General features: G+C 65.2%; 16 protein-coding genes. 6 read left to right on the forward strand and 10 right to left on the reverse strand.

The window, feature by feature from the left end; genetic code table 11:
- Positions 1–6: 6 nt before the first annotated feature.
- Positions 7–531, reverse strand: a complete 525-nt coding sequence (locus H290_RS0119140; protein ID WP_020108440.1) for a 2'-5' RNA ligase family protein — start codon at positions 529–531, stop codon at positions 7–9.
- 132 nt (positions 532–663) lie between these two features.
- Entirely contained in the window at positions 664–2,970 is a 2,307-nt protein-coding gene (locus H290_RS0119145) for a molybdopterin-dependent oxidoreductase (protein ID WP_020108441.1), read from the reverse strand.
- A 43-nt stretch (positions 2,971–3,013) separates the two neighbouring features.
- Here H290_RS0119145 and H290_RS0119150 point away from each other — a divergent pair, with 43 nt between their 5' ends.
- Positions 3,014–4,078 (forward strand): isocitrate/isopropylmalate dehydrogenase family protein, encoded by a 1,065-nt coding sequence (locus H290_RS0119150; protein ID WP_020108442.1) that lies wholly within the window; start codon positions 3,014–3,016, stop codon positions 4,076–4,078.
- 12 nt (positions 4,079–4,090) lie between these two features.
- Here the strand turns inward: H290_RS0119150 and H290_RS0119155 are convergent, their stop codons facing one another.
- Positions 4,091–4,894, reverse strand: coding sequence for a class I SAM-dependent methyltransferase (locus H290_RS0119155; protein WP_051122126.1), 804 nt, complete (start codon positions 4,892–4,894; stop codon positions 4,091–4,093).
- Between the two features lie 178 nt (positions 4,895–5,072).
- On the opposite strand from H290_RS0119155, the gene rpsA reads away from it, so the two are divergent.
- Positions 5,073–6,569 carry a 30S ribosomal protein S1 gene (gene rpsA / locus H290_RS0119160; RefSeq protein WP_020108444.1) on the forward strand — a complete coding sequence of 499 codons (1,497 nt, stop codon included), beginning with the start codon at positions 5,073–5,075 and terminating at the stop codon, positions 6,567–6,569.
- Between the two features lie 59 nt (positions 6,570–6,628).
- Here rpsA and H290_RS0119165 read toward each other — a convergent pair whose 3' ends face one another.
- On the reverse strand, positions 6,629–7,960 hold the full coding sequence (locus tag H290_RS0119165) for a serine hydrolase (RefSeq protein WP_231373752.1): 1,332 nt from the start codon (positions 7,958–7,960) through the stop codon (positions 6,629–6,631).
- 235 nt (positions 7,961–8,195) lie between these two features.
- Here H290_RS0119165 and coaE point away from each other — a divergent pair, with 235 nt between their 5' ends.
- Positions 8,196–9,113, forward strand: a complete 918-nt coding sequence (gene coaE, locus H290_RS0119170) for a dephospho-CoA kinase (RefSeq protein ID WP_020108447.1) — start codon at positions 8,196–8,198, stop codon at positions 9,111–9,113.
- 42 nt (positions 9,114–9,155) lie between these two features.
- Here the strand turns inward: coaE and H290_RS0119175 are convergent, their stop codons facing one another.
- Positions 9,156–9,665 (reverse strand): DUF402 domain-containing protein, encoded by a 510-nt coding sequence (locus H290_RS0119175; RefSeq protein WP_020108448.1) that lies wholly within the window; start codon positions 9,663–9,665, stop codon positions 9,156–9,158.
- Between the two features lie 75 nt (positions 9,666–9,740).
- Here H290_RS0119175 and uvrB point away from each other — a divergent pair, with 75 nt between their 5' ends.
- A complete protein-coding gene (uvrB, locus tag H290_RS0119180) occupies positions 9,741–11,897 on the forward strand; it encodes an excinuclease ABC subunit UvrB (protein ID WP_020108449.1) in 2,157 nt (718 codons plus the stop codon).
- Between the two features lie 169 nt (positions 11,898–12,066).
- Positions 12,067–12,513 carry a universal stress protein gene (locus H290_RS0119185; protein WP_028463397.1) on the forward strand — a complete coding sequence of 149 codons (447 nt, stop codon included), beginning with the start codon at positions 12,067–12,069 and terminating at the stop codon, positions 12,511–12,513.
- On the opposite strand, the gene H290_RS0119190 is transcribed toward H290_RS0119185, so the two are convergent.
- The 5 genes from H290_RS0119190 to H290_RS0119210 all read right to left on the reverse strand — a co-directional run bounded on the left by H290_RS0119190 (position 12,501) and on the right by H290_RS0119210 (position 19,140).
- Positions 12,501–14,702: an ATP-binding domain-containing protein gene (locus H290_RS0119190; protein WP_081631646.1), complete on the reverse strand. Its 2,202-nt coding sequence runs from the start codon at positions 14,700–14,702 to the stop codon at positions 12,501–12,503. The two genes, H290_RS0119185 and H290_RS0119190, sit on opposite strands and share 13 nt — an antisense overlap.
- 218 nt (positions 14,703–14,920) lie before the next feature.
- Entirely contained in the window at positions 14,921–15,178 is a 258-nt protein-coding gene (locus H290_RS0119195) for an HPr family phosphocarrier protein (protein ID WP_020108452.1), read from the reverse strand.
- Positions 15,179–15,266: 88 nt separating this feature from the next.
- On the reverse strand, positions 15,267–17,339 hold the full coding sequence (locus H290_RS0119200) for a fructose-specific PTS transporter subunit EIIC (protein ID WP_020108453.1): 2,073 nt from the start codon (positions 17,337–17,339) through the stop codon (positions 15,267–15,269).
- 56 nt (positions 17,340–17,395) lie between these two features.
- Positions 17,396–18,376: a 1-phosphofructokinase family hexose kinase gene (locus H290_RS0119205; RefSeq protein ID WP_020108454.1), complete on the reverse strand. Its 981-nt coding sequence runs from the start codon at positions 18,374–18,376 to the stop codon at positions 17,396–17,398.
- Positions 18,373–19,140, reverse strand: coding sequence for a DeoR/GlpR family DNA-binding transcription regulator (locus H290_RS0119210; RefSeq protein ID WP_020108455.1), 768 nt, complete (start codon positions 19,138–19,140; stop codon positions 18,373–18,375). Before H290_RS0119210 ends, H290_RS0119205 begins: the two co-directional genes overlap by 4 nt.
- 180 nt (positions 19,141–19,320) lie before the next feature.
- Between H290_RS0119210 and H290_RS0119215 the strand changes: the two genes are divergently transcribed.
- Positions 19,321–20,997 (forward strand): putative PEP-binding protein, encoded by a 1,677-nt coding sequence (locus tag H290_RS0119215; protein WP_028463398.1) that lies wholly within the window; start codon positions 19,321–19,323, stop codon positions 20,995–20,997.
- Positions 20,998–21,019 lie beyond the last annotated feature (22 nt).

Here is a 21,019-nt window from a genome sequence, read left to right on the forward strand (position 1 = left end):
CGCCCGTCAGACGAGGTGGAACTCTTCGCGGGTGTCGCCGTTCCAGCGACGCAGTCCGGCGACTTGTGCGGTGAACATCTCGGGTCCCTCGCTGAGCGCCCTCATCAGATGTCCGAGATGACCTTCGACCAGTCGACGGGCGAGGGTGATGTGTGGGGTCCAGCTGCCGGGTGAGACGTGGGCGAGTGGCCGTCCGCCGATATGTGGGCAGGTCGCGTCGAACACCTGGGCATGGATGTCCAATAGGTGATCAGATGGGACAACCAGACGGGCTGCAGTCCCGCGGCGACCCCAAAACAGCAGCAGTGCCCCGATATTGATGGTCATCCCGGCAACACCACGGATGGCGCTGAGCTCCACGTCGGCGGTGGCGTCGATCGAGTCTGCCGCGATCAGGGTGACATGAGGTCGATTGGACGTCGACCGGATGCTGCCCTGACTCGGCAACCCGGCATCGGCCAGCTTTCGCCACTGCTCACCGATGATAGTGTTCGTGACCTCATCGAAAATGAGCTCGATCGAATGTGCCATCTGGCCACCCTAGATCTTGGCTTGCCCAAATATCTTTCAGATGTGCAACTTTGGCCCGCTCGGCGGTGACGAGGGCCCGTTCGGCGGTAACTACGGCCCGCTCGGCGGTAACGAGGGCCCGCTCGGCGGCAACTACGGCCCGCTCGACGGGGTGTTCCACTGCTTGTGGTCGTGTGCGGTGATGGCCGGGACCTCGCCTTTGTATTTCTCGATCTCGACACGAACGAGCTGTCCGGTGCTGGCCTGGGACAGCCGGGAGGTGCCGACATCGGGGGTCAGCACGTTGGGATTCCCGTGTATGCAGGCGGCGATGTCGGGTGAGCTGTAGTCGAACCAGGCGCCGGTCGACAACTGGGCGATGTTGGGTGCGACGTTGTCGTCGATGACGGCGCCGGCCAACAATTGTCCGGTCTCGCTACGGACCAGGACCAGATCGCCGTCGGTGATGGATCGAGATGCCGCATCGTCCGGGTGGAGTCGAATCGGTTCTCGCCCTTGAACTTTCGATGCGGCACTGAATGCGCCGTGGTCGAGTTGGCTGTGAAGCCGTGTCTTCGGATTGTTGGCGATCAGGCACAGCGGGTACTCGCCTGAACCGAGTGCGTCGGCTTCCGGCGGTGCGAGCCAGGCCGGGTGCGGTGGGCAGTCGTCGTAGCCGAAGCCGTCGATGGTGTGGGAGAAGATCTCGATGCGACCACTCGGCGTCCGCAGTGGGTGAGCGGTGGGATTGCTGCGAAACTCCTGGTACAGATCAGATGTGGTGACCCGGCCCGAAAGATCCAGGCGACCCTTTGCCCAGAATTCGGCGAAGTTCTCGTTCGGCGTGTGCTCGGCGGGAGTGGCCGTGCGCCAGTCCTCATAGATCTTCTCGAGCCAGCCCCATTCGTCGAGGTTCTCGGTGAACTCATCGTGGATACCGAGCCGTTTGCTCAGCTGCGCGAGGATGTCGTAGTCGCTCCGCGCCTCGCCGACGGGTTCGGTGACCTGACGCATCGCAACCATCGTCGGGTCGTATCGCCCGCAGCCGATGTCGTTGCGCTCGACGGTGGTGGTCACCGGAAACACGATGTCGGCGTGACGTGCGGTCGCGGTCCAGAACGGCTCGTGGACGATGACTGTCTCAGGTCGTGTGAACGCGCGCCGTAGCCGGACCAGATCTTGGTGGTGATGGAACGGATTGCCGCCGGCCCAATAAACCAGCCGGGTGTCGGGATAGACCTCGGTGCGACCGTTGAACTCGTAGTTCTCGCCGGGGTGGAGCAGCATGTCGGCAATACGTGCCACCGGGATGAACTCGCGCACCGGGTTGGCGCCCTGAAAGAAGGTGGGCAGCGAATAGGGCAGTTTGGCCGCGCCCATACCGCCGGTAGAACCGTATCCATGTCCGAAACCACCTCCGGGAAGACCGATCTGGCCGAGGAATGAGGCCAGCGCGATGGAGGCCCACAACGGTTGCTCGCCGTAGGTGGCTCGTTGCAACGACCACGAGGTTGTCACCATCGTGCGTTTGGCCGCCATCCGCCGTGCCAGCGTGGTGATCGTGGCCGGCTCCACCCCGCAGATCGGGGCGGCCCACCGCGGATCCTTCACCACACCGTCGGGTTCGCCGCGCAGGTACTCGGCGAACCGCTCGAAGCCCACGCAATAGCGGTCGAGAAAGTCTCTGTTGCACAGGTTCTCGTCAAGCAGTACCCAGCACAGCGCCAACATCAGGGCGGTGTCGGTGGCCGGGGTGATGGCGATCCACTCGTCGTTTGGTGCCAGCGCAAGGTCGTCGGCGAGTGGTCCGACCAGAACAAACTGAGCGCCGTTGTCCCGCGCGGCCTCGATGGCACCGCGAACGATGTGTTTGCTGACGCCGCCACCATTGACCTGGGAATTCTTGGCAGGCATGCCACCGAAACACACGAACAGTTCGGTGTGTTCGCTCATCACTTTCCACGTCGTGGGTGAATAGAGCGGCGCCACATCGCCGACCACATGCGGAAGCAGAACCTCCGACGCGCCATGGCTGTAGGTGTGCCGCGACCGGGTGTAACCGCCGAGACAGTTGAGAAAGCGATGTAACTGACTCTGCGCGTGGTGGAATCGGCCGGCGCTGGCCCAGCCGTACGAACCGCCGAAGATCGCGGAGTTCCCAAATGTGCTGCGGGTGCGTTCCAACTCGCGAGCCGCGAGGTCGAGTGCATGATCCCAGGTCACCTCGACGAACTCGTCGTCACCGCGCGTGCTGTCGGCGCCGGGACCGTCGGTCAGCCACCGGCGGCGAACATACGGGTGCAGGATGCGGGCTCCGGTGTCGAGCGACGCCCGGATGTTCTCGAGCAGTGGCGAGGGATCGGGGTCGGCGGAGTCCGGTGTGACGTGCAATCCATCGCCGTCGACGGAAGCGGTGAAGACGCCCCAGTGCGAGCTGTTGACCAATCCTTCGGCAGGCATGCTCCTCAGTCTCCCAGCTACCGCGTCTGGAAGCATCGGTGCCATGACGCAGCGCTGCCGGATCGGACTCATCAACGGCGACGGGATCGGGCCCGAAGTGGTGCCGGCTGCCGCCCGAATCGTGGACGTCGCGCTGACCCGAACCGGCTGTTCCGTCGAGTGGATACCTCTGGAGATCGGACGGGCGGCCATCGAATCCGTCGGCGAGGCCATCCCCGAACAAACCCTGTCCGCACTGGATGACCTCGACATGTGGATCCTCGGACCCCACGACTCCGCGGGCTATCCGCCCGAGCATCGCACCGGCCTGACACCGGGGGCGGTGATCCGGAAACGCTTCGACCTCTACGCCAACATTCGCCCTGCGGTGGCTTACCCCGGGGTACCTGCGTTGAGTCCGCAGATGGATTTGATCATCGTGCGCGAAAACAGTGAGGGTCTGTACGCCGACCGGAACATGGTGCGGGGGACAGGTGAGTTCATGCCGACGCCGGACGTCGCCCTCGCGGTCGGTGTGATCACGCGCGCGGCCACCGAACGAATTGCGTTGTCCGCGTTCGAGCTTGCGATGACGCGACGCAAGCAGGTGACGATAGTTCACAAGGCCAACGTGCTGACGATGACCACGGGACTGTTCCGCGATGTCTGCCGGGAGATCGGTCAGCGCTATCCGCAAGTGCAGATCACCGAACAACATGTAGACGCCATGGCCGCGCATCTCGTGCGGCGCGGGCACGAGTTCGACGTGGTGGTCACCGAAAGCCTCTTCGGCGACATCCTGTCCGACCTCGCCGCCGAGCTTGCGGGTTCACTGGGCTCGGCAGCGTCGGTGAACAGCTCTGCCGACAAGGTGATGGCTCAGGCCGCCCATGGGGCGGCGCCCGATATCGCCGGGCAAAACATCGCAAATCCGGTGGGCATCATCGGGTCGGCGGCGATGATGCTGGATTGGCAGGCCGCCCGCACCGGTGACCGCGACCTCGCCGTCGCCGCCACCCTCATTCGCGACGCCGTCGGATCGACCCTGTCGAAGGGCATCGCAACGCGCGACCTCGACGGTCTGGCCACCACGACCGAGTTCGCCGATGCGGTCGTCGCCGCGCTGTAGTCGCGGCAGGCGTCAGGAGTCCGGGTCGGGTTTCCTGCAACAGAAGATGGCCGTGCCCGGAAAGTGCTGGCCGCGAAGTGGACTCCACTGACCCCATTCCCTCTCGAACCCTTCAGGCCACTCCGGTTCGATGAGGTCCTCGAGGATCAGCCCGGCCCCGCGGATCTCCCGGATCCGGTCACCGACGGTGCGGTGGTGTTCGACGTAGGTCACTGTCCCGTCGGCTTCGGTCTCCACATAGGGGGTGCGGTCGAAGTAGGAGAGCATCACCGTCAGACCAGCGGGACCGGGATCATCCGGGAACATCCACCGCATCGGATGGTTCACCGAAAAGACCCACTTCCCACCAGGCTTCAACACCCGCGCGACCTCGGTCATCACCGCGGCCGAATCCGCGACGAACGGCACCGCGCCGAACGCCGAGCAGACCAGATCGAAGACACCGTCGCCGAAAGGGAGCTGTTCGGCGCCGGCCTGCACCAGCGGTGCCTGTGGTCCACCGCCGGCCATTGCCGTCTGACCCCGACGCAGCATCTGTCGCGACAGGTCCAGGCCCACCGCGTGGGCACCCTGCCCGGTGAGCCATCGACTGCACGGCGCCGACCCACAGCCGATCTCCAGAACGGCCTTTCCGGTAACGTCGCCGAGTAGGTGAACGTCCTCTTCGCGGAGTCCCTCGGGGCACCAGACGAAGTCGCCGGACTCACTCCCGGCTCCGAGGAACTCCCCGTGAGTCTGGTGGTAATCCTCGGCATCGGCGTCCCACCAGCGACGATTCGCCGCGGCGCTCGTTTTCGAGTCCACGGTGCCACGCATCAGCGGGTGCGAATCGCCGGTATTTGCCCAGGCCACCGGGCCTGGCGTATCCTCAACCACGCGCGTGCCTGTGCTCGTGTGGTTCTACATGCCGATCACTTCGCAGTGATTCGTGTCGTTCCAGCAATATCTGCAACATCTGTCCCTACAACCCAACCTGTCCGGAGCCATCTAACATATGTCGTCCACGACCATTACCTCGCCGCAAGTAGCCATTAACGATATTGGCTCGGCTGAGGATTTTCTTGCCGCTATCGATGCAACTATCAAGTACTTCAATGATGGCGACATCGTCGAGGGCACCATCGTCAAAGTTGACCGTGACGAAGTGCTGCTCGACATCGGTTACAAGACCGAGGGAGTGATCCCGTCCCGCGAATTGTCCATCAAGCACGACGTCGACCCCAGCGAGGTTGTCAGCGTCGGTGACGCGGTGGAAGCACTCGTCCTCACCAAGGAGGACAAAGAGGGTCGGTTGATCCTGTCCAAGAAGCGCGCACAGTACGAGCGGGCGTGGGGCACCATCGAAGAGCTCAAGGAAAAGGACGAGGCCGTCAAGGGCACCGTCATCGAGGTCGTCAAGGGCGGCCTGATCCTGGACATCGGACTGCGCGGATTCCTCCCCGCATCGCTGGTGGAGATGCGTCGCGTGCGCGATCTGCAGCCGTACATCGGCAAGGAGATCGAAGCCAAGATCATCGAGCTCGACAAGAACCGCAACAACGTGGTCCTCTCGCGCCGTGCATGGCTCGAGCAGACCCAGTCCGAGGTGCGCAGCGAGTTCCTGCACCAGTTGCAGAAGGGCCAGGTCCGCAAGGGCGTCGTGTCCTCCATCGTCAACTTCGGCGCATTCGTCGATCTCGGCGGAGTCGACGGACTGGTTCACGTTTCCGAGCTGTCCTGGAAGCACATCGATCACCCGTCCGAGGTTGTCGCAGTTGGCGACGAGGTCACCGTCGAGGTTCTCGACGTCGATCTGGACCGCGAGCGCGTGTCGCTGTCGCTCAAGGCAACGCAGGAAGATCCGTGGCGCCAGTTCGCTCGCACCCACGCCATCGGCCAGATCGTGCCCGGCAAGGTCACCAAGCTGGTTCCGTTCGGTGCATTCGTGCGGGTCGAAGAGGGAATCGAAGGCCTCGTCCACATCTCGGAGCTGGCCGAGCGCCACGTCGAGGTGCCGGATCAGGTTGTCGCCGTTGGTGACGACGCGATGGTCAAGGTCATCGACATCGACCTCGAGCGTCGCCGGATCTCGCTGAGCCTCAAGCAGGCCAACGAGGACTACACCGAAGAGTTCGACCCCTCGAAGTACGGCATGGCCGACAGCTACGACGAGCAGGGCAACTACATCTTCCCCGAGGGCTTCGATCCCGAGACCAACGAATGGCTCGAGGGCTTCGACAAGCAGCGGGAAGCGTGGGAGTCGCGCTACGCCGAGGCAGAGCGTCGCCACAAGATGCACACCACTCAGATGGAGAAGTTCGCCGCTGCCGCCGAGGCCGCTGCCAACGCACCGTCCGAGTACTCGTCGGATTCGGCTGACAAGGGTGGTGACGATGTCGCAACCGCGTCCTCGTCGTCGTCTTCTTCGTCGTCCGCTCCGAAGAGCGGTGGCTCGCTGGCCAGCGACGAGCAGCTTGCTGCTCTGCGCGAAAAGCTTTCGGGCAACGCCTGATAGAGCACTAGATCAAACGCCCCCGGCCTTCTGGCCGGGGGCGTTTGTTTTTGTCCGGGTCATCCGCCACCCGTGTCCTCCGCGGCGTCGTCGATGTCCTCGCCCGTGTCGTCGGGGGCCCCGGCGTAAACGAACGGAATCAGCGACTTGGCGAGCACGGCGGCCGGCGGGAATCCGTCTGCGGTGGGCGCGAGGTTCCCCCAGACCACCAGTGTCACGTCGTTGACGGGGTCGTAGCCCATGAACGAGTTGTAGCCGGGCATCTCACCGATGTGCCCGAGTAGCGGTCCCATCGAAGCGATGCCGTAACCGTAACCGGAGCTTCCGGGGTCGTCGGGGTCCGAAGGTTTGATGCTGTCCATGCGCAGCTGCTGGGTTTTCGCGTCGAGGAGCCGGCCCTTGCCCAGGGCCTCCACCCAGGTGGCCAGGTCGCCCGCCGTCGAAATGCCTTGGCCCGCCGACCAGGTCCACGACGGGTTGTCGTTGGTGGTGATCCTCGGCTCAACCGTGCCGGCTTCGATGGCCGCGAGCCTCTCCGGTGGAAGGGATTCCTTGCCTTCACCCAAGGTCTCGACGTTCCCGCTGTACGAGTACCCGTTCACATAGGTGGACGGAAGGGAGGTGTCGGTGTTGGCGGGGAACGATGAGCCGGTCATGCCGAGCTCGGAGAAGAAACGGTCCTGAAAGATCTTGGCGATGGGTTTGCCGTCGAGTTCCTGGGCGATGAGACCGAGCAGGACGGTGTTCGTGTTGGAGTAGTGGTATTCGGTGCCGGGAGCCGAATACGGCGGATGTGCGAAGGCCAGCGCCAGCAGCTCTTCGGGCGTCCAAACCTTCTGGGTGTCCTCGTCGAGTGCGGTGTTCAGTTCGATCGTCTCGGTGTAGTTGTAGAGCCCGCTACGCATGTCGAGCAGCTGCCCGATGGTGATGTTCTCTCCGCCCGGAACATCTGGCCGATATTTGCTGACCGGATCGTCGACGGAGATCTTGCCCTCCTGGACCATCTGCATGATCGCGGTACCGGTCCAGGTCTTGGTGTTCGAACCGACGCGGACCTTCGTGGCGGGAGTCGGCTTCTCGGTGGAGTCGAGCCCGAGAGTGCCCCATCCGTTTGTGTAGTCGCCCTGCGGTGTCCGGATCAACACCATCATGCCTATCTCGTGGAACCCGGTGGCGATGTCGTCGACGACCTTGTCCATGGCGGCAGCGTCGAGTGGCAGCAGCGCGCTGTTCGATGGCGAACTACTCGAAGACGTCGATGTGTCCGAATCCGAGGAGCAGGCGGTTCCGACCAACGCGGTTGTGAGCATCACCGCAACCGCCGCGGTGGGTACGGGCCGGCGGGTCCGGCGCCGTGTCGCCTTGCCGTTCAATGGTTTTGATAAGAACATGTGCCCACCAAGGAGGAGATGCCAACGCACTCGGGTTTCAGCACGCGCCGATCCAATCGTGTGGACGCTCCGTGCGGGTAAGGCGACGGTACCGTGCGATTGCGGACCGTAGGGCGGAGTTGCAGCAGGATTGGGGCGAACGGACGAGCGGTGACGGCACCGGCCGAAACGCGTTGACTGCGGCGAAGACCGAGCTGACCGGCGTCACGGACTGATCATCTGCAACACTGAGTCGGTGATTCGAGTAGGCCTGACCGGCGGTATCGGCGCCGGAAAATCCACGGTGGCACGCACTCTGACCGAGCGCGGTGCATATCTGATTGACGCGGACGTCATCGCCCGGGAAGTTGTCGCACCGGGCAGTGATGGTCTTGCCCAGCTGGTCGAGACGTTCGGCGCAGACATTCTGCTGCCCGACGGTGCGCTCGACCGGGCGGCATTGGCGGCCAAGGCCTTCGTCGATGACGAGCAACGAAAGAAACTCAACGGCATCACGCACCCGTTGGTCGGTGCGCGCGCCGCTGAATTGCTCGACGCGGCGCCCGAGGATGCGATCGTGCTCCAGGACATTCCGCTGTTGGTGGAGAACCACACCGCGCCGTTCTTCCATCTGGTGGTCATCGTGCACGCCGACGAAGGCGTCCGGCTGGCTCGTCTGACCGGCCAGCGCGGTATGCCGGAAGACGACGCCCGGGCTCGGATCCGGTCGCAGGCCAGTGTCGAGGATCGGCGTGCGGTCGCGGATGTGTGGCTCGACAACAGCGGCACCCCCGATGATCTCGCGGCGAAGGCGGCGGCACTGTGGGACGAGCGGCTCGTGCCGTACGAGCGCGGGGTCCGCACTCGGGCCTGTGCGCCGCAGCCGAGCGCCGAGGTGGCCTACCGGGAGCAATGGCCGGTCGACGCGACCCGGCTGACGAATCGGTTGCGAGTGCTCGGCGGCGACAAGATCGCCGACATCAAGCACGTGGGGCGTACGTCCGAGGTAGGGGCTGCGGCGCTCGATGTCATCGAACTCGACGTCGCCCTGGCCGCCGGGGCGTCGGCGGCAGACTTGATCGATCCGCTGTCGGACGGCGGATTCCCGGAGCGCAGTCCGGGCGTGCACGCCAACGCCGATCCCGGCCGCGCCGTGACGATCAACCTGGTGTGACGCTCAACCCGGCGTGACAGATCGGCCGTCGAGGCGGCCGGCCTACTGCCACACGAGTGCGGCGCCCTGGGCGGCCAGCCAGGCCTCGACGTCGTTCCCGTGTGCCGCTGCACCGGTCATCGTGCGAGTGGCGATGTGGACCGCCGCCTCGGCGTGCTCACGCGGGAGTAGGCCGGCGGCATGGGCGTCGAACAGTTCATCGACGTCTTCGAGTTCGAGGTGGCCCGGGCGATCGATCAGGTCGAGATACCAGTCCTCCGAATGCCAGCAACCGTCCGCGTCGGGGCCGGTGAACGCCCCGACATCGAGGTAGAGGCGCTGGTTGCGCTCGTGTCCGGGGCGGAAGTGGAAAATGTTCGCCCGGAGCCCGAAGTCGGGGAGTAGCCAGGATTGCAGCCGGCTGAACTGCCGATGATCGGCGGGCCGGTCCATGTAGAGCCCGAAGTCGGTGGTCCGGTAGACCTCGACCGCACGGATGAACCCCTTGGGATCGGTATTCGTGCGCCCCGGGACATCGAAGATCTCGTGTTTGGGCGGGTGCGGCGCAGCCATCGCGACAACCTAACCCAGCCGGGTGTCCGCTGTCGGCGTACGCGCCGTGTCAGAGGTCGCGATTACTCTGGCGTCATGGCTTTCGCAGCAGAACATCCGATCGTTGCGCACTCGGAATTCCGCCCGGTCGGGGAGATCGAACGTACCGAGGCGACATTTGAGGTCGTCAGCGATCACCAGCCGGCCGGCGATCAGCCGACGGCGATCAAACAGCTCCAGAAGCGGCTGGCCGACGGTGAGAAAGACATCGTCCTGCTCGGCGCCACCGGCACCGGTAAATCGGCGACCACCGCCTGGTTGATCGAGAAGGTGCAGCGGCCGACGCTGGTGATGGCGCCGAACAAGACCCTTGCCGCCCAGCTCGCCAACGAGCTCCGGGACATGTTGCCCAACAATGCCGTTGAGTACTTCGTGTCCTACTACGACTACTACCAGCCCGAGGCGTACATCGCGCAGACGGACACCTATATCGAGAAGGACTCGTCGATCAACGACGACGTGGAGCGGTTGCGTCACTCGGCGACGTTCAGCCTGTTGTCCCGTCGCGACGTGGTGGTGGTGGCGTCCGTGTCGTGCATCTACGGCCTCGGAACACCGCAGTCCTACCTCGATCGTTCGGTGCAGCTCGAGGTCGGGCTGGAGGTCGACCGTGACGCGCTGTTACGCCTGCTCGTCGATGTCCAGTACAGCCGCAACGACGTCAGCTTCACCCGTGGCAGTTTCCGGGTGCGCGGTGACACGGTCGAGATCATCCCCTCCTACGAGGAGCTGGCGATCCGGATCGAGTTCTTCGGTGATGAGATCGAAGCGCTGTACTACCTGCATCCGCTGACCGGTGATGTCGTCCGGCAGGTCGAGGGATTGCGGATCTTCCCGGCCACGCACTATGTAGCCGGACCCGAGCGCATGGAGCGGGCGATCGCCTCGATCGAGACCGAGCTCGAGGAACGCCTCGCCGACCTGGAGGGCAAGGGCAAACTGCTCGAGGCCCAGCGTTTGCGGATGCGGACCAACTACGACCTCGAGATGATGCGGCAAGTCGGCTTCTGTTCGGGCATCGAGAACTATTCACGCCACATCGACGGCCGTGGCCCGGGTACCGCACCGGCAACCCTGATCGACTACTTCCCGGAAGACTTCCTGCTGGTGATCGACGAGTCACACGTCACGGTGCCGCAGATCGGCGCCATGTACGAGGGCGACATGTCGCGCAAGCGCAATCTGGTCGACTTCGGTTTCCGGTTGCCGTCGGCGGTCGACAACCGGCCGTTGACCTGGAGTGAGTTCACTGATCGCATCGGCCAGACGGTATACCTGTCGGCAACACCGGGACCGTATGAGCTCGGACAATCGAACGGTGAGTTCGTCGAGCAGGTGATCCGGCCGACCGGCCTCGTCGACCCGCAGGTGGTCGTCAAACCGACCAAGGGACAGATCGACGATCTGATCCACGAGATCCGGGAACGCAGTGAAAAGGACGAGCGGGTTCTGGTCACCACACTGACCAAGAAGATGTCGGAAGACCTCACTGATTACCTGCTGGAGATGGGAATTCGGGTGCGCTACCTGCACTCGGAGGTCGACACCTTGCGTCGCGTCGAACTCCTGCGTCAGCTCCGGCTCGGTGACTACGACGTACTGGTCGGAATCAACCTTCTCCGTGAGGGTTTGGACCTGCCCGAGGTCTCCCTGGTCGCCATCCTCGACGCCGACAAGGAAGGGTTCCTGCGGAGTACCACCAGCTTGATCCAGACCATCGGGCGTGCAGCCCGAAATGTCTCGGGCGAGGTGCACATGTACGCCGACAAGATCACCGACTCGATGCGCAACGCCATCGAGGAGACCGATCGTCGCCGCGAGAAGCAGGTCGCCTACAACAAGAAGATGGGCGTCGATCCGAGGCCGTTGCGGAAGAAGATCGCCGACATCCTCGATCAGGTCTACGAAGAAGCCGAAGATGCTGTTGCCGTTGGTGGTTCCGGCCGCAATGCGAGTCGTGGTCGTCGGGCGCAGGGCGAGCCGGGGCGGGCGTCGACGTCCTCCGGTGTACTCGATGGCCGGGACGTGTCCGCGATGCCTCGTGCAGAACTCGCGGACCTCATCGGCGCGCTGACCGATCAGATGATGAATGCTGCCCGCGATCTGCAGTTCGAACTCGCGGGTCGCCTGCGCGATGAAATAGCTGATCTGAAGAAAGAGTTGCGCGGCATGGACGCCGCGGGGATCTCGTAGACCAAGTTACATGTGACGCGAGTGACAGTAATCATCGCCGCAGGTCAGCGCAGTCGGTGGTGCGCGCTTCCGTGGATACCCGATTGCTGGACGCCGGTAGCGATATACCCTCTCGGAAGGCAACGCCGCCGGGCGTTTCCATATGCAGGCACGTTTATTGGAGGAATGAATGAGCGCATACCAGACCGTCGTAGTGGGAACCGATGGATCTGAATCGTCGATGAAGGCCGTGGAGCGCGCGGGGGCGATCAGTGGGGGCTCGGCACAGTTGATCATTGCGTGTGCATATTTCCCGACCGACGACAGGGCGGTTTCGGCGGCATCCGATGTGCTCAAAGACGAGGGCTACCAGGTTCACGGGTCCGCGCCGACCGAGGAAATCCTCCGAACCGCAAAGGAACGGGCCACGGCGGCCGGTGGTGTCAAGATCTCCACCCGTCCCGTCGTCGGCGCTCCGGTGGATGCACTGCTGAACCTCGTTGCGGACTCCAACGCCGACCTGCTCGTGGTCGGTAACAAGGGTCTCAACTCGATCGCCGGTCGGTTGCTCGGTTCCGTCCCTGCGGACGTCGCCCGCAAGTCGCGGTCCGACGTCCTGATCGTTCACACCGTCTGAGCGGCCCGCTGTAGGGGCTGGGGCAACTCGGCGCTGTGCACAACTGCCAGCTGCTGAGTTGCCCGGGTGAGTGCCACATACAGATCGCCCCATCCGCGTGCTGACTGCTGCACGATCATCGACGGTTCGATGACGATCGTGCGGTCGAACTCCAGGCCCTTGCATTGCGCCACGGTGAGAACGGACAGTTCCACCCCACCGCCATCGAGATTCTCGGTGGCACAGCGGATTTCGTCGATCAACTCGTCCGGGGCGATGATCGCAGCGATCCCGTCGAGTGGTTCGGTCGCGAGTCTGGCCGCAACCGAACCGACCTTGTTGGCCGATGTCTGCTCGAAGACCGGTGGCCGTCCACTCGATCGGATCGAGGTGGGCGCCGACATCTCGCTGTCGATCTGCTCGAGGATCGGGGCCGCGACCGCCATGATCTCGCTGGGTGTGCGGTAGTTGACCGTCAGGTCGAACTTGCGCCACCGCTGGGCCACGTACGGGGTGAGCACCTCGCCCCATGAGTTCGTCCCCGCCGGATCGCCCGTCTGCGCGGTGTCCCCGATGACGGTCATCCAGCGATTCGGGATGCGGCGCATGATCATTCGCCATGCCATCGCCGACAGTTCCTGGGCTTCGTCGACGATCACATGGCCGAATGTCCAGGTGCGGTCGTTGTATGCGCGTTCGGCCGTGGTCAGAGCCACCCGGTTGGTCTGGCGTGCCGCAAGTTGTTCGGCATCGATCAGGTCGTATGCCATCAGGATTTCCGGGTCCAGTTCATCTTCGAGGTCCTGGGGTGCCGATCCGGTCAGGATGTCGAGCGCATCCTGTGCGTCCGACAGCTTTTGACGCCACTGGGCGCGTTCTCGCTCTTCATCGCCGTCGTTGTCGATGCCGATGATCTCGGCCAGTTCGTCGAGGAGCGGTGCATCGGCGGGGCTGAAACCACTACGTGAGGTACGGAGAAGTGCGTCCCGGTCGGCTTGTGGCCAGCCGGGCGTCGCGGACTTGATCCGCTGCGGTGACGTGAGCAGATCCGCCAGCACCACCTGCGGGGACAGCTGAGGCCAGAAATGCGCCAGAGCGGCAGTGATATCCGGGTCTTCGCGCATCTCGTCGCGGATGTCTGCGATGTCGGTGCCGCTCAGCAGCTGTGAACCGTCGATCAGGCTCGAACCGATCCGTTCGGCATGTTGCTGCGCCAGCGCGTCGAACGCCGAGCGCATGAATACCGAGCGGGCGTGGTTGTGCGGTCGCCGCGACGACCTCGCCCGGCCGCGGGCACGCTGGATCACCTTGCTGGTGATGGCGACCTCATATCCCTCGAACTTCAGGATGATCGGCGATGAGGGCAGCTCTTGGCGGTCCCGGACAGCCTGTTTCAGGACATCGACGATGGCCAGGTCGCCCTTGCGGGTCGACGCCACCGGATTGTCGGTGACGGTGGCCTGGACGCCCGGGTAGAGGTCGCCGATGGTCGACAGGAGGACGCCGCTCTCGCCGAGGGACGGCAGCACCTGCCCGATGTACTTCAAGAACGTGGTGTTGGGGCCGATGATGAGAACGCCACTGCGCGCGAGGGTTTCGCGATAGGTGTACAGCAGGTAGGCGGCGCGGTGGAGTGCCACCGCGGTCTTGCCGGTGCCCGGACCACCCTGGACCACCAGCACGCCGCGGTGCGGCGACCGGATGATGACGTCCTGCTCACGCTGGATGGTCTCGACGATGTCGTTCATGTGCCCGGTACGGGCGGCGTTGAGAGCGGTGATCAGTGCCGTTTCGTTGACCACGTCGCCGTGGCCGGTGTCGTCGGCGTCGGCGATCTCGGTGACGTCGAGACGTTCGTCGTTGATCGCGGTGATGGTGCGGTTGCGGGTGCGGACGTGACTGCGCGTCTGCACGTCTTCCGGTGATGCGGGGGTCGCGAGGTAGAACGGGCGACTGAGCGGTGCGCGCCAATCGAGCAGGAGGGTGCTGTCCTGATCGTCGTCGTCGAGGATGCCGATGCGCCCGATCCGGCGGACCTCACCGCTGTCGAGGTCGAGGCGGCCGAAGTAGAGATTGTGTTCGGCGGCATCGAACTTGGTCAGGTCGTCGTTGTACAGACGCTCATAGGATTCGCGTTCGGAACGGGCCTGTGGGGTGCCACCGGTATCGCGCAGCGCAGACGCCAGCCGGGTCTGCGCGTTGCGGCGCATCCGGTCGAGCCGACCGTATACGCGATCCAGATGGTGTTGTTCGGCCTCGAACACAGTCCTCCTCGGTGTACTGAAGCAGCGTGTCGAACGGGAGATCCGACTGCGTCGTGCGCGCACAAAAATGGCACCAAAGAATAACGCGGTGGGCCGGATAAAGCTTCCCGGCCCACCGCGTCACAGAGGGGATGCGGCCTGCTACCAGGCCGATGCGACCTTGTTCAGGCGTCGAGATCCGAGGCCACGAGCCCGGCGACCTTGTCGAGCGTTCCCTGATCCTCACTGGTGACGGTGACCTCGGTGCCCACCGTCGCGCCGAGCGTCATGATCAGCAGGGCCGAGCCGGCGTCCACCGGCTCACCCCCGGCCACGGCCAGGGTCACCGGGATCCCGGCGGCCGACACGGCTTCGGCGATGGTGGCTGCGGGGCGGGCGTGCAGGCCGATGGACGATCCGACCGCAACGGTGGTACTGGGCATGATTTTCTCCTTGTTTGTTTCGAGCTGTGGGGTTGTTTCGAGCTGGGGTGAAGCTGTGATCAGGGTGTTGCTGTGCTCTGTGTGTGGATCAGGCCGCGGTGAGGACTTTGGCCTCGGTGTCGGCCACCTTGCGGGGGCGGATGAACTGCTTGGCGGCGACAACGCACGCTGCCGAGATGATGGTTCCTGCCGCGAGTGCGACGAAGAACCACAGGAGCCCGCCGATGGCGAACGAGACGAAGATGCCGCCGTGGGGCGCGCTCAGGGTCACGTCGGCCGCCATGATCAGAGCGCCGGTCACGGCACCGCCGGCCATCATCGAAGGAATCACGCGGAATGGGTCGGCCGCCGCGAACGGGATCGCTCCTTCGGAGATGAACGAGGCGCCCAGCAGCCAGGCCGCCTTTCCGTTCTCACGTTCGGCCGGGGTGAAGAGTCCGGGACGAACGGTCGAGGCCAGGGCCATCGCCAGCGGCGGCACCATGCCGGCCGCCATGACCGCAGCCATGATCTGCAGCGATGCGTGGTCGGTGACCGAGAGTCCGGCCACGGCGAATGCGTACGCAGCCTTGTTGACCGGACCGCCGAGGTCGAAGCACATCATCAGTCCGAGGATGACACCGAGCACCACCGCAGACGAGCCCGACAATCCGTTCAGCCAGTCGGTGAGTCCGTCGGTGAGCGCGGCCAGCGGCTTCCCGAGCACGATGAACATCAGCAGGCCGACCACCAGTGAGGCGAACAACGGGATGATCACCACCGGCATCAGGCCACGTGCCCACTGCGGAACACCGATCCGGCCGATGTAGAGGGCGGCAAACCCGGCGATCAGACCACCGATGAGACCACCGATGAATCCGGCTCCGACGAATACCGCCACGGCGCCCGCGGTGAATCCTGGCGCCAGACCCGGCCGGTCGGCGATGGCAAAGGCGATGTAACCGGCCAGTGCCGGTACGAGGAACGAGAAGGCGAGCGAACCGAGCTGGAACAGGACCGCGCCGAGGTAGGTCATCAGTCCACCGTCAGGCAGCGACGTCAGTGAGTTGTCGAGGGTGATATCCGACGCGGTGTCGGCGATCTCGTAGCCCGCCAATAGGAAGCCCAACGCGATGAGCAGGCCGCCGGCAGCGACGAACGGGATCATGTAGCTCACGCCGGTCAGCAGGATCTGGCGCAACCGGGTACCCCAGCCGACGTCGCCGCCGCCGGTCTGTTCGGTGTCGGACACCGCGGAACCGGCAACTGTGGCGGCGTTCGGATCGAGTCCGGCCCGCAGCGCTTCGGTGATCATCGCGTCGGGTTCGTTGATGGCGCGCTTGACGCCCGAGGCGACCACCGGCTTACCGGCAAATCGTTCTTTGCCCTTCACCCCGACATCGGTTGCGAAGATCACGGCACTCGCGGCGGCGATGGTGTCAGGGGACAGGGGGGTGCTGCCCGACGAACCCTGGGTCTCGACATGCACTTTCACCCCGGCGCGTTCGCCGGCCGCCACCAGTGAATCGGCGGCCATGTAGGTGTGCGCGATGCCGGTGGGGCAGGCGGTGATCGCGACGATGGTCTGCTCGGCACCCGACGGACCGGTATCGCCGACAGGTTCGGAGGGGGACTTCGCGGTGGTGACCTTCTCGACGGCCGGTGCCTTGGCCGGCGTGGCCGCGGGTGCGGCCGCGGGTGCCGGATGAAGGACATCCTCGACGAGCCCGACCACGTCGTCTGCGCCGGCGGCGTTGCGCAGAGCCGACACGAACTCCGGCTTCACCAGTGCGCGGGCCAGTGAGGAGAGCAGTTTCATGTGCTCGGCTCCGGCGCCGGCGGGGGCGGCGATCAGGAAGACGAGGTCGGCGGGGCCGTCGGGGGCGCCGAAGTCGACCTTCGGGTCGAGCCTGGCGAACCCCAGGGAGGCCGCGACGATGGACTCGTCCCGGCAATGCGGGATCGCGATCCCGCCGGGAAGCCCGGTGGCGGACTGCGATTCGCGGGCCAGGGCGGCGTCGCGCAGGCTGTTGACGTCGGTGGTGCGTCCGGCGGCGGCGAGCTGATGGGCCAGCGCCTCGATCACAGCCTCTTTGGTGGTGCCGAGCCCGGTATCGAGCGCGATCAATTCCGGGGTGATGATCGCCGGAACCGGGCCGGTGTGGATCGTCGGGTTGGACATTGCGGATTCCTTATTTCGTGATTCGAGATCAGGGTTTCGAGGATCTGGTGTGGCCATCAGGAGCTACCGAGGACCGAGGTCAGCGCGGTGACTGTCACGGCGCCCGGGTTGGTGTGATGGGGACTGGGCAGTGCCGTGCCGGGTAAGGCGGCGGCGGCACTCCCGTACGCGACCGCCATGGCTAGGCGGTCAGCTGGTCCGGCGTTCTCCAGATCAGCGAGTAGATATCCGGCCAGCGACGAATCGCCGGCGCCAACCGTGCTTCGCGGCGCGATCGGAGGTGTTGTGGCGTGCCACGCGCCGGTCGTCGTGACCAGCACTGCGCCCGCGGCGCCGAGGGTGGCCAGCACGGTCTGCGGGCCACCGCGTTCGATCAGCGAGCGGGCTGCCCGAGCGGTGGGGTAGGGATCGCCCTGTTCGGCGGCGCGCTCGAGTTCGAGGCCGTCAGTACCAGCGAGCTGACCCAGCTCTTCGGCATTCGGCTTGATGAGATCAGGTGCAGCAATGGCAAATTCGGCTGCCAGTGCCCGAAGCGGACCGTCGGAGGTGTCGACGGCGATCTTGGCGGGTCCGGTCCGGAGCGCCGCAACGAGTTCGGCGTACCAGCGGTCCGGGACACCGGGAGGCAGCGAGCCCGACAGCACAATCCAGGCGGCAGACGCCGCGAGATCGCGGAGGGATGCCGACAGGGCTTCGAGTTGTTCGGGAAGCAGGGCGGCGCCCGGCTCATTGATCTTGGTGGTGGTTCCGTCCGGCTCGGTCACCGTGAGGTTCACCCGCGCTGCACCGGGATGCGCGATCGCGTGGTGGGTGATCCCGGACTCGGTCAGTGCCTGGAGCAGCGGTTCGCTCGGGTTACCGGGGAGCACTGCGACTGCACTCTTTCCGGCCGAGGTGATCACGCGGGCGACGTTGACACCTTTGCCCCCGGGATGTGAGGTCGCGGTGGTGGCGCGGTGCACAGCGCCGCGACGTAGCGGTCCGTCCAGTGTCACGGTGCGGTCGATGCTGGGATTGGCGGTCAGGGTGACGATCATGCCGTCACCACGTCGATGCCGGCGTCGATGAACTCGGCGCGGGCGGTGTCCGAGAGGTCGGTGTCGGTGATCAGCACATCGACCCGGTCGATGGGGGCGAAGCTGATCAGATCCTCGCGACCGACCTTGGATGAGTCCGTGACGACCACGACCTGGTGTGCAGACTCGACCATGGCCCGCTTGATCGCGGCTTCGTCGCTGTCCGGTGTGGACAAACCGTGGCGCATGCTGATGCCGTTGGTTCCGACAACCGCCACATCGACGCGCATGGTGGACAGTGTCCGGAGCGCATCGTCGCCGACGACGGCCTGTGTGATGCCGCGGACCCGTCCGCCGAGTAGATGCAGCCGCAGTCCACCGAGGCCGCTCACTCGCGTCGCAACCGGAAGTGAGTTGGTGATGACGACCAGATCCTGGTCGGTGGGCAGGTGAGCGGCGAGTCGCGCGGTGGTGGTTCCGGCATCGATCAACACGCTGCCGCCGGCCGGTGGCAGGTGATCGATGGCGGCTTTCCCGATGCGTTCCTTTTCTTCTGCGTGGCTGTGTTCGCGCTCGGTGGTGCCCACCTCGATGGCGGTCAGGGCCGAGGCCGGTACCGCGCCGCCATGGACCCGCCGGATCAGGCCGAGCCGCTCCACGGCGGCCAGGTCGCGGCGGACGGTCTCGGTGGTCACGGCGTACAGCTCGGCGAGGTCTGCAACCGACATCCGACCTTTCTGTGCGATGACCGATGCCATCGCCTGCTGCCGTTCCTCTGGATACATCCTGTCCTCCGATGCGGCCCGCCTCGATGTGGCAAGCGTTGGTTTCTTGTGTTGCTTTATGTTGTTTTATGCCCGAACGTATTGCTTTGTCAAGCATTTTAGGTAATCTGGATCACATCAACCCGTGGTTGTGTTTGCACGCACCACATGTTCGGATCGACTTCAGGAGGTCGGATGACGATGTCAGCGCAGGTAAAGAGCTCGCGACAGGTTCTGCGGGGTACCCCGGTGGTACCGGGCGTGGTCCTGGGACCCGCAGTTGTGCCCGGACCGCGCGTGGAACCGGCGATCGATACGGAACTCGTGCCCGCGGCGGATCGTGACGCACAGCTGCAGGCATTCGGCCGGGCGACCACCGCTGTTGCGAAACGACTCCAGGACCGCGCTGCGGTGTCGAGTGGATCGGCTTCGGAGGTGCTCGCGGCCAACGCGGCGATGGCAACCGATCGCGGATGGCTCGGCGCGGCGGAGAAGCTGATCGCCACCGGCAGTTCGGCCGCGGCGGCCGCGGTCGCCGCGACTGCGCAGTTCGCCGACCTGTTCGCCAAACTGGGTGGGCTGATGGCCGAGCGGGTGACCGATCTCAACGACATCCGCGATCGGGTGCTCGCCGAGTTGTCGGGCTTGCCCGAGCCGGGTGTCCCGGTGCCGGATGTGCCCTCGGTACTCCTGGCCGACGACCTCGCGCCGGCCGACACGGCGGGTCTGGACCCGTCCCTGATCATCGGGCTCGCGACCTCTCTCGGCGGGCCGACCAGCCACACCGCGATCATCGCCCGCCAACTCGGGATTCCTTGCGTGGTCGCGGTGATCGGGCTCGAATCCGTGGTGGCCGGCACCCAGGTGCTGATCGACGGGGGTACCGGTGAACTGACCGTGTCCCCCGACGTAGAGGTCGCGGCGAAGGCGGTGGCCGCCCACCAGTTGATCGCCGCACGCACCGCGGCGTGGTCAGGGCCGGGCGCGACCTCGGATGGTCATCGCGTCGATGTGCTCGCCAACGTGCAGGACGGGGCCGGGGCCCGGGTCGCGGCGGGAACCGCGGCCGGGGGCGTGGGACTGTTCCGCACCGAACTGTGTTTCCTGGATCGGGAGAAGGAGCCGACGGTCGACGAACAGGCGGCGATCTACCGTGAGGTGATCGAGGCCTTCCCCGAATCCAAGGTGGTCCTGCGGACGCTCGACGCCGGGTCTGACAAGCCGCTGCGTTTTGCCAATCATCCCGATGAGGCCAACCCGGCGCTGGGTGTGCGCGGCATCCGAATTGCCGCACGGGACAACGGAATCCTCGATCGTCAGCTGGACGGGGTGGCGGCTGCCGCCGAAGGCCTGCGGGCCCCCTGGGTGATGGCACCGATGATCTCCACCGCCGCAGAGGCGAAGTGGTTTGCCGACAAGGTCCGCGAACGCGGCCTGGTGCCGGGCGTGATGATCGAGGTGCCCGCGGCGGCCCTGCTGGCCGAACGAATCCTCGAGCACGTCGAGTTCTTGTCGATCGGAACCAACGACCTCGCGCAGTACACGATGGCCGCGGATCGGATGTCGGCAGATCTTGCCGAGCTGACCGACCCATGGCAGCCGGCCGTGCTGTCGCTTGTTGCCCGGACCGCGGCGGCGGGAGCAGCCGCCGGCAAACCGGTGGGTGTCTGTGGTGAGGCCGCGGCGGATCCGCTGCTGGCCTGCGTTCTGGTCGGACTCGGAGTCACGTCACTGTCGGCGGCCGCCTCCGCGGTGGCCGGAGTCGGCGCAAAACTCGGCAGCGTCACCCTCGATGAGTGTCGTCGGGCCGCTGCCGCGGTGTCGCAGACCTCGGATCCGGCAAGTGCGCGGGAAGCCGCCCGCGCGGTTCTCGGCTGAGACCCGCGCACCTGCCGAACCG

The organism is Nocardia sp. 348MFTsu5.1 (genome assembly GCF_000383535.1).
Classification (GTDB): domain Bacteria; phylum Actinomycetota; class Actinomycetes; order Mycobacteriales; family Mycobacteriaceae; genus Williamsia; species Williamsia faeni.

Coding starts and splice junctions, on each gene's coding strand:
- H290_RS0119195 (WP_020108452.1), bottom strand. CDS start 15,178: ATGCCCAGTACCACCGTTGCGGTCGGATCGTCCATCGGCCTGCACGCC.
- H290_RS0119150 (WP_020108442.1), top strand. CDS start 3,014: ATGACGCAGCGCTGCCGGATCGGACTCATCAACGGCGACGGGATCGGG.
- H290_RS0119205 (WP_020108454.1), bottom strand. CDS start 18,376: ATGATCGTCACCCTGACCGCCAATCCCAGCATCGACCGCACCGTGACA.
- rpsA (WP_020108444.1), top strand. CDS start 5,073: ATGTCGTCCACGACCATTACCTCGCCGCAAGTAGCCATTAACGATATT.
- H290_RS0119215 (WP_028463398.1), top strand. CDS start 19,321: ATGTCAGCGCAGGTAAAGAGCTCGCGACAGGTTCTGCGGGGTACCCCG.
- H290_RS0119165 (WP_231373752.1), bottom strand. CDS start 7,960: ATGTTCTTATCAAAACCATTGAACGGCAAGGCGACACGGCGCCGGACC.
- H290_RS0119190 (WP_081631646.1), bottom strand. CDS start 14,702: ATGCGCCGCAACGCGCAGACCCGGCTGGCGTCTGCGCTGCGCGATACC.
- H290_RS0119145 (WP_020108441.1), bottom strand. CDS start 2,970: ATGCCTGCCGAAGGATTGGTCAACAGCTCGCACTGGGGCGTCTTCACC.
- H290_RS0119175 (WP_020108448.1), bottom strand. CDS start 9,665: ATGGCTGCGCCGCACCCGCCCAAACACGAGATCTTCGATGTCCCGGGG.
- H290_RS0119140 (WP_020108440.1), bottom strand. CDS start 531: ATGGCACATTCGATCGAGCTCATTTTCGATGAGGTCACGAACACTATC.
- H290_RS0119210 (WP_020108455.1), bottom strand. CDS start 19,140: ATGTATCCAGAGGAACGGCAGCAGGCGATGGCATCGGTCATCGCACAG.
- H290_RS0119200 (WP_020108453.1), bottom strand. CDS start 17,339: ATGTCCAACCCGACGATCCACACCGGCCCGGTTCCGGCGATCATCACC.
- uvrB (WP_020108449.1), top strand. CDS start 9,741: ATGGCTTTCGCAGCAGAACATCCGATCGTTGCGCACTCGGAATTCCGC.
- H290_RS0119185 (WP_028463397.1), top strand. CDS start 12,067: ATGAGCGCATACCAGACCGTCGTAGTGGGAACCGATGGATCTGAATCG.
- H290_RS0119155 (WP_051122126.1), bottom strand. CDS start 4,894: ATGCGTGGCACCGTGGACTCGAAAACGAGCGCCGCGGCGAATCGTCGC.